Origin of the sequence: Pseudomonas sp. 13B_2.1_Bac1, assembly GCF_025466155.1 — a bacterium.
In the GTDB taxonomy this organism is placed as follows: domain Bacteria; phylum Pseudomonadota; class Gammaproteobacteria; order Pseudomonadales; family Pseudomonadaceae; genus Aquipseudomonas; species Aquipseudomonas aylmerensis.
This window is the reverse complement of the sequence record NZ_JANLOH010000086.1, coordinates 1-16,531: the sequence shown is the minus strand read 5'-3', so window position 1 is coordinate 16,531 and position 16,531 is coordinate 1. Positions and strand designations below refer to the sequence as shown.

Here is a 16,531-nt window from a genome sequence, read left to right as displayed (position 1 = left end):
GGCGGTAGGACAGATGCACTGCTAATGTCTGGGAACGACTGGTGCTGCGTAGGTTCGTACCCATAAGAACGCCATCCTTTGAATGGTGCCCAGGGAGATTGACTGTATGCCTGAAACCTCGACTGCCATTGCCGATATTCGCCTGCTCAACAGCGGCTATTCCCGCGAGGCCCGCTCCCTGCTGTACCAGGCCTATCGGCATGAGCCGACGTTCGCCTACATCTTTGAAGCCGAGCGCCCAGGCTATGAACAACGGGTCCGTGCCACCGTGCGCGAGCTGGTCAAGCAGCACTTTTTCCAGAAACTGCCGGCGATTGGCCTGTTCATCAACGACCGCCTGATCGGCATCGCGTTGATCGCCCCCCCGCAACGGCGCCTGGGGATCACCGAAAGCTGGGCCTGGCAGCTGCGCATGTGGTTGAGCACCGGTGTACGCGGCACCCGTCGCTACCTCGAATACCATCAGGCGGTGTTGGCCTGCCTGCCCAGCGAATCGGTGCATGTGCTGCCGCTGCTGGGCATTCATCCGCAATTCCAGGGCAAGCATTACGGCGAGCAACTGCTGGAAGCCGTACACAATTGGTGCGCCGAAGACCCGCATTCGTCCGGGGTGGTGCTGGATACGGGGAATTCTCGCTATCTGGAGTTCTACAAGCGTCAGGGCTATGAGGAAATCGGCGAAGTCGCTATAGGACCTGTCCTTGAGCACGTTTTTTTCCACCCCAATCCGCAGGTGTTACATGCTGCAACGGCTTAAGACAGAATTATTCAGACAATTCTGAGTTCAAAGAGTCTCCCTTGCTCGTGTAGCATCCGCGCCTATGAAGTTTCCAGGAAGATTTACCAGCGGCTTGGTTCTGCTGTTCACCAGCTGCGGCGCATTCGCACAAAGCGAATTGGACGTGCGGATCAAGCCATCAAACGACGCGTTGAAAGCCAACATCGAAGGCTATATCGGCGGGGTGGGCGATCGTGATGAAGAGGCCTTGCTGCGGTTCAGCCGTGGCGCCGAGGAGCAGGCGCGCAAAGCCGCGCAGGCTCTGGGTTTCTATCAGCCACTGATCGAGAGTGATGTGAAGGGCGGCAAGAACCCGCGCCTGATCCTCACCATCGACCCCGGCGAGCCGGTGCATTTGCGCAACGTGACCATTCGGGTCGACGGTCCTGCCGCGAACCTCAAGACGTTTCGCGTGCCCGCCAGTGACGACCTCAAATCCGGCGCCGTGCTCAACCACGGCCATTACGAAGACGCCAAGCGCCTGATCCAGAACCAGGCGTCGCGCTACGGCTTTTTCAGCGGGCGCTTTACTCGCCAGACACTCTCGGTTGACCCGCAGGCCGGCGTCGCCGATATCGAACTCATCTATGACAGTGGCCCGCGCTACACCCTGGGCAAGGTCAGCTTTGCCGGCGATACGCCGTTTGACGAAGACCTGCTGCAACGCATGGTGCCGTTCAAAAGTGGTGACCCCTACGATTCCGAACTGATTGCCGAACTCAACCAGAACCTGCAGGCCAGCGGCTTTTTCGAAGGCGTGCGCGTGGACGCCGCCCCGGCGGCCTCGAGCAAAGACGTGATTCCGGTGGCCGTCAACCTGCAAACCCGCAAGCCGCGCACCATGGGCCTGGGCCTGGGCTTCTCCACCGACGTCGGCCCGCGCGGCAAAGCCAACTGGACTCGTCACTGGGTCAACCCCCAGGGCCACAGCTATGGCTGGGAGGCCGAACTGTCGGCGCCACGCCAGAACGTCGGCCTGTGGTACGACATTCCGCTGGACCCGCCGCTCACCGATAAATTGCGCTTCGCCGGCGGTTACCAGAATGAAGAGATCGCCAATACCGACACCTTGAGTAAATTGCTCACCCTCGGCCCTGAATGGCACAGCAAGTTGCCCAGCGGCTGGACCCGCGTGATCTCGCTCAAATACCAGCGCGAAGAATATCGCCTGGGCAATGACTCCGGCCTCAGCAACCTGGTCATGCCCGGCATCAGCTATTCCTACCTGCGCAGCGATAACCGCATCGACCCGCACAACGGCTACCGCCTGCAGTTCGACACCAAGGTCGCGAAGGAGGGCCTGGGCTCCGACACCAACCTGCTTTACGGCACGGCCATGGTCAAGGGTTTGACCACCCTGTGGGACAACCACCGGTTCCTGGCCCGGGCCCAGGTCGGCGGCAGCGCGACCAATGGCTACAAGTCGGTACCGCCGTCGCTGCGCTTCTTCGCCGGCGGCGACCAGAGCGTGCGTGGTTACGAGTACCAGACGCTCTCGCCTGAGAACGACCGCGGCGACCGTATCGGCGGCCGCTACATGGTGGCCCTGAGCGCCGAGTACCAATACTCCATCGCCGAGAAATGGCGGATCGCAACCTTTATCGACCAGGGCAACTCGTTCAATTCCCTGGAGCTGCCCAGCCTCAAGACCGGCGTCGGTGTCGGCATTCGCTGGGTCTCGCCGGTGGGGCCGATCCGCCTGGACCTGGCCCATGCCCTGGAAGACCCGGGCGGCGTTCGTTTGCACTTTTCCATGGGGCCTGAGCTGTGATGCGTGGTGTAAAAATAGCGGGGCTGGCCGTACTGGCAATCCTCGCCGTGCTGTTGCTGGCACTGTGGGCAATCCTCGGCACCCAGGCCGGCAGTCGCTGGGCCCTGGGGCGTGTGCCGGGGTTGAGCTTGGAGAATTTCCAAGGGCATTTGGGCGGCCAGTGGAGCGCCGACCATCTGCTGTGGGCGCAAGACGGCAGTCGTGTCGAGCTGAAGGCGCCGACGTTGGATTGGTCGCCGGCGTGCCTGTTGCGCATGACCGTGTGCATCAATCGCCTGGACGTGGATCAAGTCAGCCTGCAGTTTGCGCCGAACACCGAAGAGAGCAGCGGTCCGATTCAATTGCCGGATCTGAAGTTGCCCGTTTCCATTCAATTGGGCGACGTTCGCGTCGGTAGCCTGCTGTTCAATGGCAGCGAGGAACTCAAGGGCCTGCAGCTGGCAGCGCACTGGACCGCCGCCGGGATGCAGATCGAATCGGTGCACCTGCAACGCGACGACCTGGTGCTGGACCTTGCCGGCCTGCTGCAACCCCGCGGCGACTGGCCGTTGACCGCCAGCGGTGACCTGAGCCTGCCTTACGCCCCCGGTGGTGCGCCGTGGAAAGTGGCGCTCAAGGTCGAGGGCGACTTGCTCAAGACCCTCAAGCTCGACGCCGACAGCAGCGGTTACCTGCCGGCCAAACTGCGCGGCGAGCTGCAACCCCTGGCGGAAAACCTGCCCGCGCAGTTGCACATTACCGCGGACGGCTTCAAGCCGAGCGCCGATTTGCCCGATACCCTGCAACTCAATCAACTCGACCTCAGCGCCAAAGGCGACTTGAGCAGCGGCTACCAGCTGCTGGGCAAGGCCGTGCTGCCGGCGGAAAAGGGCCCGGTGGACCTGCTGTTGCAAGGCAAGGTCGACGCCAAGGGCGCGCAGATCGCCGGCCTCGACCTGAATGCCGGTGAACGCCAGAGCCTGAAACTGACGGCGCAGCTGGACTGGCAGCAAGGCTTCAGTGCCGAGGCCAGGATCGATTGGCTGGACTTCCCGTGGCATCGCCTGTACCCGCTGATCGACGAGCCACAGGTCGTATTGCGCACCTTCAACGGTGAAGTCTCCTACAAGGACGGCAACTACCTCGGCAATCTCAAGGCCGACCTCGACGGCCCGGCCGGCAAGTTCACGGTGGTCACGCCCTTCAGCGGCGACCTCAAGCAAGTGTTCCTGCCCGAGCTGAAACTCAGCGCCGGCCAAGGCAAGGCCGAAGGCCACCTCAACTTGCAGTTTGCCGACGGCATCGCCTGGGACACCGCGCTCGACCTGTCGGCGCTGAACCCGGCGTACTGGGTCGCCGAGTTGCCCGGCACCCTCGCCGGGCCGCTGCGCAGCCAAGGTGAATTCAAGAACGAACAGCTCAAGCTCAACGCCGACCTCGACCTCAAGGGCCGCCTGCGCGGGCAAACCGCCGTGTTGGCCGCCAAGGCCGAAGGCGCGGGCGAGCAGTGGACCCTGGCCAACCTGGATATTCGCCTGGGCGACAACAGCATCAACGGCAGCGGCAGCCTGCAGCAACGCCTGGCCGGGCAGATCGATATCAAGCTGGCGCGCCTGGCCCAGCTGTGGCCGCAGCTGCGTGGGCAGGTCAATGGCCGGCTCGACGTGGCCGGGAGCCTCCAGGCGCCGCAAGGCAAGCTCGACCTCAAGGGCCAGCAACTGGCATTCGCCGATAATCGCCTGCAAAGCCTGAGCCTGGACGCCAACCTGGACAGCGCCCAGCGCGCCAGGATCGACCTCAAGGGCAGCGGCATCCAGGCCGGCGACACTCAAGTCGGCACCCTCACGGCCAGTGCCCAAGGTGATATCAAGAGCCAGAAGGTCCAATTGGACCTGGCCGGTCCGTTGGTCAAACTGGCCCTGGCCCTGGATGGCAACCTTGATAAAGGCAACTGGCGCGGGCGCCTGGCCAGTGGCGATGTGCAAGCCGGGGGCCAGGACTGGAAGCTGCAGGCCCCGGCAAAAATCGAACGCCTGGCCGACGGCAAGCTGACATTTGCCGCGCACTGCTGGGTGTCCGGCGCGGCCAGCCTGTGCGGTGAAGACCAGCGCCTGATGCCCGAGCCGAAGCTGCGCTACCACCTCAAGCAGTTCCCCATCGACAGCCTGGCGGCGTTTTTGCCCAAGGACTTCGCGTGGCAGGGCAAGCTGAATGCCGACGTGCAACTCGACCTGCCCGACAGCGGGCCCAAAGGCGTGATCTCGGTGGATGCCAGCGGCGGCACCTTGCGCGTCAAGGACAAGGACCAGTGGCTGGATTTCCCCTATGACACCCTCAAGCTGGAAACCACCCTCAACCCCAAGCGCATCGACACTCAGCTTAACTTCCGTGGCGGCCAGCTCGGCGAACTGTTGCTGCAGGCGCAGATCAATCCTCTGCCGAAAAACAAGCCGATCACCGGCAATTTCAGCCTCACTGGCCTCGACCTCGCCGTGGCCCGGCCGTTTGTGCCGATGGTGGAAAAACTCACCGGCAAGCTCAACGGCAGCGGGCGGATTTCCGGCGGATTGCTGGCACCGCAGGTCAACGGCAACGTCAACCTGGTGGGCGGTGAAGTGTCCGGGCCGCAGCTGCCGGTCAGCCTTGAAGGCCTGAACGTGCAGGCGCTGATTGCCGGCGAGAGTGTGCAATTGAATGGCGCCTGGCGCAGTGGCAAGGCCGGGCAGGGCAGCCTCAAGGGCCAGATCGACTGGGGCCAGGCACTGGTGGTGGACCTCAGCCTCCAAGGCTCGCAACTGCCGGTCACGGTGGAGCCTTATGCGGTGCTGGAAGTGGCGCCCGACCTGAAGATCAGCCTGAAGAACGACAAACTGGCGATTGCCGGCAAGGTGCAGATCCCGCGCGGCGACATCACCGTGCGTGAGCTGCCGCCGTCGACGGTCAAGGTCTCGGACGACACCGTGATCGTCGGCAGCCAGACCGAGGAGGGCAAGCCGCCGATGGCGATGGCCATGGATATCGACGTCGCGGTAGGCGAGGACAAGCTCAACTTCGCCGGCTTCGGCCTGACCGCCAAGGTGCAGGGCCATGTGCACATCGGCGACAACATGGACACCCGTGGCGAGCTGTGGCTCAACGACGGCCGCTACCGCGCCTACGGGCAGCGCCTCGATGTGCGTCGCGCACGCCTGCTGTTCGCCGGGCCGATCGACCAGCCCTACCTGGACATCGAAGCGGTCCGCAAGACCGACGACGTGGTCGCCGGTATCCGCCTCAGCGGCAGTGCCGAGCAGCCGACCACGCAGATCTTCTCGGAGCCGGCGATGAGCCAGGAGCAGGCGCTGTCCTACCTGGTACTGGGGCGCCCGCTGAGCAGCACCGGCGAAGACAACAACATGCTTGCCCAAGCCGCCTTGGGCCTGGGGCTGATGGGCAGCGCCGGGGTGACCTCGGACATCGCCAACAAACTCGGTATCCAGGATTTTGACCTCGACACCCAAGGCAGTGGCACTACCACGGCGGTGGTAGCCAGCGGCAAGATCACCGAGAAACTCAGCCTCCGCTACGGGGTCGGGGTGTTCGAACCGGCCAGCACCATTGCCTTGCGTTATCTGCTGAGCAAGAAGGTGTACCTGGAAGTGGCGAGCGGCGTGGCCAGCTCTCTGGATATCTTCTACAAGCGCGATTTCTGACCTTCCCCTGTTGCCGGCGATAGCGGTTCATCAGTCGATGTTTTCATTGACTGATACGCCGCTATCGCCGGCAAGCCTGCGCCTGCAGTTCCGGTTTTCTGCCGCCTGTCAGCTAATTAGCAAGCAAGCTAATTATTCCATTTGACATTCGCTGCCTAAGCAGTAACATCTCGTCATACATTCACTGCCTAGGCAGTAATAAGGTGACTTCCGATGAAACACTTCACCCCTGACAACTTCCACAACTGCCATCTCGGCCTGTTGCTGGGCCGCGCCGCACTGCTCAAAGACCGCATCATCGACACCCATATGGAACCCCATGGCATCACCGCCGCGCAGTTCAAGGTGCTGATCATCATGGCGCAGTACGGCGTCGACACCCCGGCGGAGCTGTGCCGCAACCTGTCCCTGGACAGTGGCTCGATGACCCGCATGCTCGACCGCCTGGAGCAAAAGGGCCTGCTGGGTCGCAAGCGTTCCGAGCTGGACCGCCGCCAGGTGCAGCTGGTGCTGACCACCGAAGGCCAGCGCCTGGCGGACATGCTGCCGCACATCGGCGCCGATGCGCTGAATCAGTTGGCCGGCGCCCTGGAGCCCGGTGAGCTGCAAACCCTGGAAAAGATCCTCAAGAAAATTCTGATAGCTGCCGGTGATCCCATCACCCTGCAGCGGGTAGGTAAAGAATGAACACACGTGCCCTTAGCCTGGTGCTGGTGGCCATGAGCATGGCCGGTTGCGCCAACTTCAGCGGCCTCGACACCCAGGGCCAGCGCCTCGACGCCAATACGTTGCAGGCCGGTAAGTCCTTGAGCGGCGTGACGCTGTCGAGTGCTGCCTGGCCCACCGCCGACTGGTGGAAAAGCCTGGGCGACCCACAGCTCGACGGCCTGATCCAGGAAGCCCTGCAGAACAGCCCCGACATGCAAGTGGCCAGCGCCCGTGCCCATCAGGCCGAAGCCGCTGCCTATGCGGCGGATGCCGCTCGCATGCCGACCCTCGATGCCAGTGCCGGTGTGAGCCGCTCACGCCTGGCCAAGGATCAGGACCCGCTGGGGCAGGGCGATGCCTACGCCACCGTGCGCAATATCGGCGCCAGCTTCAATTACAACTTCGACCTCTGGGGTGGCCAGCGCGCCGCGTGGGAAGCCGCGCTGGGCCAGGCACGTGCCGCCGAAGTCGACCAGCAGGCCGCACGCCTGACACTCGCCGCCAACGTGGCCAAGGCCTACAGCGATTTGGGCCAGGCGCATATCGTGCGTGACCTGGCCAATGATGACCTCAAGCGCACCCGGCAAATGCTCGACCTGGGCAAGCGTCGGCTCAACTCCGGCATCGACAGCCAGTACCAGTACCAGCAGACCGAAAGCCTGGAAGCCAGCTCCCAGTCGCAACTGATCGATGCGCAAAAGCAACTGCAGAGCGCCAAGATCGCCCTCGCCGTGCTGCTCGGCAAAGGCCCGGACCGTGGCGGTGAGTTGACCCGTCCCAACGTGCTGAAACCCAGCGCCGTGGCGGTGCCTTCGGTATTGCCGGCCGAATTGCTCGGCCGTCGTCCGGACCTGATCGCCGCGCGTTGGCGCGTGGAGGCGGCGAGCAAGAATATTGCCGCCGGCAAGGCCAACTTCTACCCCAACCTCAACCTGAGCGCGAGCGCCGGGGCCGAGTCGTTGCTGGGTGACGCGATGTTCGGGTCGGCCAGCCGCTTCTTCAGCATCGCGCCGACGATCTCGCTGCCGATCTTCGACGGTGGCCGCCTGCGCGCCGACCTCGACGCCCGCGACGCCGACTACGACCTGGCGGTGGCCCAGTACAACAAGACCCTGGTGCAAGCCCTGGGCGATATCGGCAACACCCTGTCGCAACTGCGTGACACCGGTCGGCAGATCCAGGCCCAGCAACATGCCGCGGACATTGCCCAGCAGTCCTACGACACCGGGGTGCAGCGCTACAGCTCCGGCATCGGCAACTACCTGGATGTGCTGAGCATCGAGCAGCAGTTGCTGCAGGCCCAGCGCCAGCTGGCGACGCTGAATGCAGCGCAGATCGATCTGTCGATTCAATTGATGCAGGCCCTGGGTGGCGGCTACAGCGCCAACAACGTGGCAGCGACCACCCCAGCCACACGCACGGAATAATTTGAGGTATTTGTCATGGCCACTGCCGAAAACACCAACGCAAGCGAACAACCCAAAGCCACCGAACAACCCAAAGCGGACAACAACCCGCGTAAACGCAAGATCATGCTGATCGGCCTCGCGCTGATCGTCATCCTCGGCGTGCTGGGCGTGTGGGGCTGGTATGAGCTCTACGGCCGCTTCAATGAAAGCACCGACGACGCCTATGTGAACGGCAACGTGGTCGAGATCACCCCGTTGGTCACCGGCACCGTGGTCAGCATCGGCGCCGACGACGGCGACCTGGTCCACGAAGGCCAGGTGCTGGTCAACTTCGACCCGAATGATGCCGCCGTCGGCCTGCAAAGTGCCCAGGCCAACCTGGCCCGCACCGTGCGCCAGGTGCGGGGTTTGTACAGCAACGTCGACGGGATGAAAGCCCAGGTGCTGGCGCAGCAAGCCAATGTGCAGAAGGCCCAGGACAACTACAACCGTCGTAAGAACCTCGCCGCGGGCGGCGCGATCTCCCAGGAAGAACTCTCCCACGCCCGTGACGACCTGACCTCGGCGCAAAACGCCCTGGCCAACGTGCAGCAGCAGTTCAAGACCACCAGCGCGCTGGTGGACGACACCGTGATTTCGTCGCACCCGGACGTCCAGGCCGCCGCCGCGCAACTGCGCCAGGCCTACCTGACCAATGCGCGCAGCACCTTGATCGCGCCGGTCACCGGCTACGTGGCCAAGCGCACCGTGCAACTGGGCCAGCGCGTCCAGCCGGGCACTGCGCTGATGGCGGTGATTCCGCTGGACCAGCTGTGGATCGACGCCAACTTCAAGGAAACCCAACTGCGCGACATGCGCATCGGCCAGCCGGTGGATATCGAATCGGATATCTACGGCAGTGACGTGAAATTCAGCGGCACCGTGGACAGCCTGGGCGCCGGTACCGGCAGCGCGTTTGCCCTGCTGCCGGCGCAGAACGCCACCGGTAACTGGATCAAGATCGTGCAGCGTGTACCCGTGCGTATCCACATCAACGCCGATGAGCTGGCCAAGCACCCACTGCGAGTGGGCTTGAGCACCGTGGTCAATGTCGACCTGCACGACCAGAGCGGCCCGGTCCTGGCGCAGCAGGCGCCGCAAAAGGCTTCGTTCACCACCAACGTGTATGACCGCCAACTGGCCGAGGCTGACGCCATGATCACGCAGTTGATCCATGACAACAGCAGCGCCGCACCCAAGGCTGCGCAACGCTGATGAGCAATAACGCCTCCTTCACGCCACCCAGCCTGTTGATGGCCACTATTGGCCTGTCGCTGGCGACCTTTATGCAGGTGCTCGACACCACCATCGCCAACGTGGCGTTGCCGACCATTTCCGGCAACCTCGGCGTGAGTTCGGAGCAGGGCACCTGGGTGATCACCTCGTTTGCGGTGAGCAACGCGATTGCCTTGCCGCTGACCGGCTGGTTGAGCCGGCGCTTTGGCGAAGTGAAGTTGTTCCTGTGGGCGACCCTGCTGTTTGTGCTGGCGTCGTTCCTGTGTGGTATTTCCACCTCGATGCCCGAGCTGATCGCCTTTCGGGTCGTGCAAGGCCTGGTTGCCGGGCCGTTGTACCCGATGACCCAGACGCTGCTGATCGCGGTCTACCCGCCGGCGAGGCGCGGCATGGCCCTGGCCTTGCTGGCGATGGTCACGGTGGTGGCGCCGATTGCCGGGCCGATCCTCGGCGGCTGGATCACTGACAGCTACAGCTGGCCGTGGATCTTCTTCATCAACGTGCCCATCGGGATCTTCGCGGTGATGGTGGTGCGTTCGCAGCTGAAGAAACGCCCGGTGGTCACCAGTTACCAGCCGATGGACTATGTGGGGCTGTTGAGCCTGATCGTCGGGGTCGGCGCCTTGCAGATCATCCTCGACAAGGGCAACGACCTGGACTGGTTCGAGTCCAACTTCATCATCATCGGTGCGGCGATTTCGGTGATTGCCCTGGCGGTGTTCATCATCTGGGAACTCACCGACAAGCACCCGGTGGTCAACCTGCGGCTGTTCGCCTACCGGAACTTCCGCATCGGCACCATCGTGTTGATCCTGGGGTATGCGGGCTTCTTCGGCATCAACCTGATCCTGCCGCAGTGGCTGCAAACCCAGATGGGCTATACCGCGACCTGGGCCGGCCTGGCGGTGGCGCCGATCGGCATCCTGCCGGTGCTGATGTCGCCGTTTGTCGGTAAGTACGCGCACAAATTCGACCTGCGCCTGCTGGCAGGCCTGGCGTTCCTGGCGATTGGCCTGAGTTGCTTCATGCGTGCCGGCTTCACCAACGAAGTGGACTTCACCCACATCGCTCTGGTGCAGCTGTTCATGGGCATTGGCGTGGCGCTGTTCTTCATGCCGACCCTGAGCATCCTGATGTCCGACTTGCCGCCCCAGCAAATTGCCGACGGCGCCGGCCTGGCGACCTTCCTGCGGACCCTGGGCGGCAGCTTCGCGGCCTCGCTGACCACCTGGATCTGGATTCGCCGCGCGGACCAGCACCATGCGTACATGAGCGAAAACATGACCACCTACGACTCGGCCACCCGCGACGCGCTGCAAGCGCTCGGTGGGGCAGGGCACAAGGCCTATGCGCAGCTGGACCAGATCCTCACCAGCCAGGCGTACATGATGTCCACCGTGGACTACTTCACGTTGCTGGGGTGGATGTTCATGGGCTTGATGTTGCTGGTATGGCTGGCCAAGCCGCCGTTCGGCGCGAAGGCCGGGCCGGAAGCCTCCGGGCACTGATACCCGGATCATCCCGAGCCTTGTAGGACCCGGCTTGCTGGCGATGGCGGTGGTTCAGTCGATAAGTCTATTGACTGACAGACCGCCTTCGCAGGCAAGCCAGCTCCCACATTGAGTTGTATTCCAAGGTTTGAACCGGGTTGTATCGCCAGCTCGGATATTGGCAAGCCCCCAATCCCGAGCCCGAACAGTGATCAAAACTGTGGGAGCGGGCTTGCCCGCGAAAGCGGTGTATCAGTCGCCGAAAATGGTGGCCGATCTACCGCCTTCGCGAGCAAGCCAGCTCCCACATTTGGATCTCTGTTCACAAGGGATGCGCGGTGTTTGGGAATAAGGCACCAGGCAGCGCCAATTGCGGCTTCACAACCTCAAGCTGAGACAGCACGCGGTCAACAAGGTGGGAGCGGTCTTGCTCGCGAAGGCGGTGGTTCAGTCGATAAATCTATTGACTGACAGACCGCCATCGCAGGCAAGCCAGCTCCCACATTTGGATCTCTGTTCACAAGGGATGCGCGGTGTTTGGGAATCAAGCACCAGGCAGCGCCAATTGCGGCTTCACAACCTCAAGCTGAGACAGCAGGCGGTCAACCAGGTGGGAGCGGGCTTGCTCGCGAAGACGCAGGATCAGTCGATAAATGAATTGACTGACACACCGCCATCGCCGGCAAGCCAGCTCCCACATTAGGACCTCTGTTCACAAGGGATGCGCGGTGTTTGGGAATCAGGCACCCGGCAACGCCAGTTGCGGGTTCACAAAGTCAAACGCCGCCAGCTGAAACCCTTGCTCATCCACCTGCAAGGCCCAGCCTTGCTTGTCCCAGTCCCCCAGCACGATGCGCTTGGCCGCCTGGTCTCCAATCTGCAACTTATGGATGGCCGGGCGGTGCGTGTGGCCGTGGACCAGGGTGCGCACGCCGAACTGCTGCATCACCCTGGGCACTTCCTCGGGAGTGACGTCGACGATGTCGTTGGTCTTCATGCGCGTTTGTGCGCGGCTTTCACTGCGCAGCTTGCGCGCAAGCTTGTGGCGGGTGCGCAGCGGCAGGTGGCGCAGGATAAACAGCACGATCGGGTTACGCAGGATGCGCCGCAGCTTCATATAGCCAAGGTCGCGGGTACAGAGGCTGTCGCCGTGCATCAACAGCACAGGCTCGCCATGGAGCTGCACGACACTCGGGTCCTTGAGCAAGGTGGCGCCTGCAGCTTTGCAGAACCCCTTGCCGATGAGGAAATCGCGGTTGCCATGCATGATGAAAATCGGGGTGCCGCTGTCGCTCAGCTCGCGCAGGGCTGCGCAAATCGAGCGCTGGAAGGGCGTCATCCCATCGTCGCCAATCCAGGCTTCGAAGAAGTCCCCCAGAATGTACAACGCCTGGGCGCCACGGGCGCGGTTGTGGAGCAGATCCAGAAACGCCCGGGTGATGTCCGGGCGCTCCTCTTCCAGATGCAAATCTGAAATCAGCAATATCACTCAACGATCTCGGCTTTCTCGACGATCACGTCTTCTACCGGAACGTCCTGGTGACCGGCTTTACCGGTGGTCTGCACGCCTTTGATCTTGTCGACGACGTCCTGGCCTTCGGTGACTTTACCGAACACTGCATAGCCCCAGCCCTGAACGTTCTTGCCACTGTGGTTCAGGAAAGTGTTGTCGGCGACGTTGATGAAGAACTGCGCGGAGGCCGAATGCGGCTCCATGGTACGGGCCATGGCGACGGTGTACTTGTCGTTGGAAAGGCCGTTGTCCGCTTCGTTCTGGATGCTTGGACGCTTGTCTTTCTTTTCCTTCATGCCAGGCTCGAAACCGCCGCCCTGGACCATGAAGTTGCCGATGACACGGTGGAAAACAGTGTTTTCGTAGTGGCCGGCCTTAACGTATTCGATGAAGTTGGCGACGGTGATCGGCGCTTTCTCGGCGTTCAGCTCGATGACGATGTCACCGTGGTTGGTGGTCAGTTTGACTTGAGTCATGTTCACTACTCTTTTCAGGGAATTCGTGGGTTTGGACGCCTGCGCGCCTTACCAGGTTGGCGAAATCGCGGCCAAGGCGCGCAGTTTAGCGTGCCCGGCAGGAATTTCGAGGTGGTTTTTTACCGCCCATGCATTAAATGCAGCAGTTTTTGGCCACGCTCTGTCAGCGGCTTGACCGCTTCGGCTATGATAAGCCCTTTGTTTTACTTGGCCCCAACCGGCCACGAACCTGTCTGTTCAAGGATCCTATGAGCAAGCCCACTGTCGACCCTACCTCGAATTCCAAGGCCGGACCTGCCGTCCCGGTCAATTTCCTGCGCCCGATCATCCAGGCGGACCTGGATTCGGGAAAGCACACGCAGATCGTCACCCGCTTCCCGCCAGAGCCCAACGGCTACCTGCACATCGGTCACGCCAAGTCGATCTGTGTGAACTTCGGCCTGGCCCAGGAGTTCGGTGGCGTCACGCACCTGCGTTTCGACGACACCAACCCGGCCAAGGAAGACCAGGAATACATCGACGCCATCGAAAGCGACATCAAGTGGCTGGGCTTCGAATGGTCCGGTGAAGTGCGCTACGCCTCGAAGTATTTCGACCAGTTGTTCGACTGGGCCGTCGAGCTGATCAAGGCCGGCAAGGCCTATGTCGACGACCTGACCCCGGAGCAAGCCAAGGAATACCGTGGCACGCTGACCGAGCCGGGCAAGAACAGCCCGTTCCGCGACCGTTCGGTGGAAGAGAACCTCGACTGGTTCGCCCGCATGCGCGCCGGTGAGTTCCCGGACGGCGCCCGCGTACTGCGCGCCAAGATCGACATGGCCTCGCCGAACATGAACCTGCGCGACCCGATCATGTACCGCATTCGCCACGCTCATCACCACCAGACCGGTGACAAGTGGTGCATCTACCCGAACTACGACTTCACCCACGGTCAGTCGGACGCCATCGAAGGCATCACCCACTCGATCTGCACCCTCGAGTTCGAGAGCCATCGCCCGCTGTACGAGTGGTTCCTCGACAGCCTGCCGGTGCCGGCGCACCCGCGCCAGTACGAGTTCAGCCGCCTGAACCTGAACTACACCATCACCAGCAAGCGCAAGCTCAAGCAGTTGGTGGATGAAAAGCACGTGCACGGCTGGGACGACCCACGCATGTCGACGCTGTCGGGTTTCCGCCGTCGCGGCTACACCCCGGCATCGATCCGCAATTTCTGCGAGATGGTCGGCACCAACCGCTCCGACGGTGTGGTCGACTACGGCATGCTCGAGTTCAGCATCCGTCAGGACCTCGACGCCAACGCCCCACGCGCCATGTGCGTGCTGCGTCCGTTGAAAGTCGTGATCACCAACTACCCGGAAGACAAGGTCGACCACCTCGAACTGCCGCGTCACCCGCAGAAAGAAGAACTCGGTGTGCGCAAGCTGCCGTTCGCGCGTGAGATCTACATCGACCGCGATGACTTCATGGAAGAGCCGCCAAAAGGCTACAAGCGCCTGGAGCCGAACGGCGAAGTGCGCCTGCGCGGCAGCTACGTGATCCGCGCTGACGAAGCGATCAAGGACGCCGAGGGCAACATCGTCGAACTGCGTTGCTCGTACGACCCGGACACCCTGGGCAAGAACCCTGAAGGCCGCAAGGTCAAGGGCGTGATCCACTGGGTGCCGGCCGCTGCCAGCATCGAGTGCGAAGTGCGCCTGTACGATCGTCTGTTCCGCTCGCCGAACCCTGAAAAGGCCGAGGACAGCGCCAGCTTCCTGGACAACATCAACCCTGACTCCCTGCAAGTACTCACTGGTTGTCGTGCCGAGCCATCGCTTGGCGACGCACAGCCGGAAGACCGTTTCCAGTTCGAGCGCGAAGGTTACTTCTGCGCGGATATCAAGGACTCGAAACCAGGCGCTCCGGTATTCAACCGTACCGTGACCTTGCGTGATTCGTGGGGCCAGTGATTTAAGGGATTTGTCGTGCTAACGATCTACAACACACTCAGCAAGACCAAAGAAGTCTTCAAGCCGCTGGATGGCAACAAGGTGCGCATGTACGTGTGCGGCATGACCGTGTACGACTACTGCCACATCGGCCACGGCCGCAGCATGGTTGCCTTCGACCTGGTGACGCGCTGGTTGCGCTTCAGCGGTTATGACCTGACCTATGTGCGCAACATCACCGACATCGACGACAAGATCATCAATCGCGCCAACGAAAACGGCGAGTCGTTCGACGCGCTGACCGAGCGCATGATCGCCGCGATGCACGAGGACGAGGCCCGCCTCAACATCCTCAAGCCGGACATGGAACCGCGTGCCACGGACCACATCCCTGGCATGCACGCGATGATCCAGACCCTGATCGACAAGGGTTACGCCTACGCCCCGGGCAATGGTGACGTGTACTACCGCGTCGCCAAATTCATGGGCTACGGCAAGCTGTCGCGCAAGAAAATCGAAGACCTGCGCATCGGCGCACGCATCGAAGTCGACGAAGCCAAGCAGGATCCGCTCGACTTCGTGCTGTGGAAATCCACCAAGCCCGGCGAGCCGAGCTGGGAGTCGCCCTGGGGCGCCGGGCGTCCGGGCTGGCACATCGAGTGCTCGGTGATGTCCACCTGCTGCCTGGGCGAGACCTTCGACATTCACGGCGGCGGCAGCGACCTCGAGTTCCCGCACCATGAAAACGAAATCGCCCAGAGCGAAGCCGCCACCGGCAAGACCTACGCCAACGCCTGGATGCACTGCGGCATGATCCGCATCAATGGCGAGAAGATGTCCAAGTCCTTGAACAACTTCTTCACCATTCGCGACGTGCTGGCAAAGTACCACCCGGAAGTCGTGCGTTACCTGCTGGTGTCGAGCCACTACCGCAGCGCCATCAACTACTCGGAAGACAACCTCAAGGACGCCAAGGGCGCCCTGGAGCGTTTCTACCACGCGTTGAAAGGCCTGCCCGCCGTGGCCCCGGCCGGCGGCGAAGGTTTCGTGGCGCGCTTCACCGAAGTCATGAACGACGACTTCGGCACCCCGGAAGCCTGCGCGGTACTGTTCGAGATGGTGCGCGAGATCAACCGCCTGCGCGAGAGCGATCTCGACGCAGCGGCGGGCCTGGCGGCGCGCTTGAAAGAGCTGGCCAGCGTGCTCGGCGTGTTGCAGATGGAAGCCGATGACTTCCTGCAAGCCGGCGCCGAAGGGCGTGTGGATGCGGCTGAAGTCGATGCGTTGATCCAGGCGCGCTTGACCGCCCGTTCCAATAAAGACTGGGCGGAATCCGACCGTATCCGTGACCAACTGACCGCGATGGGAGTGGTGTTGGAAGATGGGAAAGGTGGGACGACGTGGCGGTTGGCTGATCAGGCTTGATTGGTAAACACTGAACAAAAAACGCCCCGACTGGTTCGGGGCGTTTTTTTTGCATGCCGGTTTAACGGCTCACCGGATCCATTGTGG

Annotated in this window: 11 protein-coding genes; 9 read left to right on the top strand and 2 right to left on the bottom strand. The window is 62.4% G+C overall.

Annotated elements, in window-relative coordinates; translation table 11 throughout:
• The first annotated feature begins 106 nt into the window (after window positions 1–106).
• The 7 genes from NTD80_RS20000 to NTD80_RS19970 all read left to right on the top strand — a co-directional run bounded on the left by NTD80_RS20000 (window position 107) and on the right by NTD80_RS19970 (window position 11,120).
• Window positions 107–757 carry a GNAT family N-acetyltransferase gene (locus tag NTD80_RS20000; RefSeq protein ID WP_065901053.1) on the top strand — a complete coding sequence of 217 codons (651 nt, stop codon included), beginning with the start codon at window positions 107–109 and terminating at the stop codon, window positions 755–757.
• A 64-nt stretch (window positions 758–821) separates the two neighbouring features.
• Window positions 822–2,549, top strand: a complete 1,728-nt coding sequence (locus tag NTD80_RS19995; RefSeq protein ID WP_065901050.1) for an autotransporter assembly complex protein TamA — start codon at window positions 822–824, stop codon at window positions 2,547–2,549.
• Complete coding sequence (locus NTD80_RS19990; protein ID WP_262134679.1) at window positions 2,549–6,220, top strand: translocation/assembly module TamB domain-containing protein; 3,672 nt, start codon at window positions 2,549–2,551, stop codon at window positions 6,218–6,220. Before NTD80_RS19995 ends, NTD80_RS19990 begins: the two co-directional genes overlap by 1 nt.
• A 213-nt stretch (window positions 6,221–6,433) precedes the next feature.
• Complete coding sequence (locus NTD80_RS19985) at window positions 6,434–6,907, top strand: MarR family winged helix-turn-helix transcriptional regulator (protein ID WP_065901046.1); 474 nt, start codon at window positions 6,434–6,436, stop codon at window positions 6,905–6,907.
• A complete protein-coding gene (locus NTD80_RS19980) occupies window positions 6,904–8,355 on the top strand; it encodes an efflux transporter outer membrane subunit (RefSeq protein ID WP_262134676.1) in 1,452 nt (483 codons plus the stop codon). Before NTD80_RS19985 ends, NTD80_RS19980 begins: the two co-directional genes overlap by 4 nt.
• Before the next feature lie 15 nt (window positions 8,356–8,370).
• On the top strand, window positions 8,371–9,591 hold the full coding sequence (locus tag NTD80_RS19975) for an efflux RND transporter periplasmic adaptor subunit (RefSeq protein ID WP_262134674.1): 1,221 nt from the start codon (window positions 8,371–8,373) through the stop codon (window positions 9,589–9,591).
• Window positions 9,591–11,120 carry a DHA2 family efflux MFS transporter permease subunit gene (locus NTD80_RS19970; protein ID WP_065901037.1) on the top strand — a complete coding sequence of 510 codons (1,530 nt, stop codon included), beginning with the start codon at window positions 9,591–9,593 and terminating at the stop codon, window positions 11,118–11,120. The genes NTD80_RS19975 and NTD80_RS19970 overlap by 1 nt, the downstream gene beginning before the upstream one ends.
• A 721-nt stretch (window positions 11,121–11,841) precedes the next feature.
• Here the strand turns inward: NTD80_RS19970 and lpxH are convergent.
• A complete protein-coding gene (gene lpxH / locus NTD80_RS19965) occupies window positions 11,842–12,591 on the bottom strand; it encodes a UDP-2,3-diacylglucosamine diphosphatase (RefSeq protein ID WP_106803389.1) in 750 nt (249 codons plus the stop codon).
• Window positions 12,588–13,091, bottom strand: coding sequence for a peptidylprolyl isomerase (locus NTD80_RS19960; RefSeq protein WP_003211783.1), 504 nt, complete (start codon window positions 13,089–13,091; stop codon window positions 12,588–12,590). The genes lpxH and NTD80_RS19960 overlap by 4 nt, the downstream gene beginning before the upstream one ends.
• Before the next feature lie 248 nt (window positions 13,092–13,339).
• Between NTD80_RS19960 and NTD80_RS19955 the strand changes: the two genes are divergently transcribed.
• Both NTD80_RS19955 and cysS read left to right on the top strand, forming a co-directional pair.
• Window positions 13,340–15,040, top strand: coding sequence for a glutamine--tRNA ligase/YqeY domain fusion protein (locus NTD80_RS19955; protein WP_065901029.1), 1,701 nt, complete (start codon window positions 13,340–13,342; stop codon window positions 15,038–15,040).
• 15 nt (window positions 15,041–15,055) lie between these two features.
• A complete protein-coding gene (cysS, locus tag NTD80_RS19950; protein ID WP_262134671.1) occupies window positions 15,056–16,444 on the top strand; it encodes a cysteine--tRNA ligase in 1,389 nt (462 codons plus the stop codon).
• The last annotated feature ends 87 nt before the right edge of the window (window positions 16,445–16,531 follow it).

What these genes read in the sequence shown, in the direction of transcription:
- NTD80_RS20000 (WP_065901053.1), top strand. Translation starts at nt 107, where the DNA reads ATGCCTGAAACCTCGACTGCCATTGCCGATATTCGCCTGCTCAACAGC.
- NTD80_RS19995 (WP_065901050.1), top strand. Translation starts at nt 822, where the DNA reads ATGAAGTTTCCAGGAAGATTTACCAGCGGCTTGGTTCTGCTGTTCACC.
- NTD80_RS19990 (WP_262134679.1), top strand. Translation starts at nt 2,549, where the DNA reads ATGCGTGGTGTAAAAATAGCGGGGCTGGCCGTACTGGCAATCCTCGCC.
- NTD80_RS19985 (WP_065901046.1), top strand. Translation starts at nt 6,434, where the DNA reads ATGAAACACTTCACCCCTGACAACTTCCACAACTGCCATCTCGGCCTG.
- NTD80_RS19980 (WP_262134676.1), top strand. Translation starts at nt 6,904, where the DNA reads ATGAACACACGTGCCCTTAGCCTGGTGCTGGTGGCCATGAGCATGGCC.
- NTD80_RS19975 (WP_262134674.1), top strand. Translation starts at nt 8,371, where the DNA reads ATGGCCACTGCCGAAAACACCAACGCAAGCGAACAACCCAAAGCCACC.
- NTD80_RS19970 (WP_065901037.1), top strand. Translation starts at nt 9,591, where the DNA reads ATGAGCAATAACGCCTCCTTCACGCCACCCAGCCTGTTGATGGCCACT.
- NTD80_RS19960 (WP_003211783.1), bottom strand. Translation starts at nt 13,091, where the DNA reads ATGACTCAAGTCAAACTGACCACCAACCACGGTGACATCGTCATCGAG.
- NTD80_RS19955 (WP_065901029.1), top strand. Translation starts at nt 13,340, where the DNA reads ATGAGCAAGCCCACTGTCGACCCTACCTCGAATTCCAAGGCCGGACCT.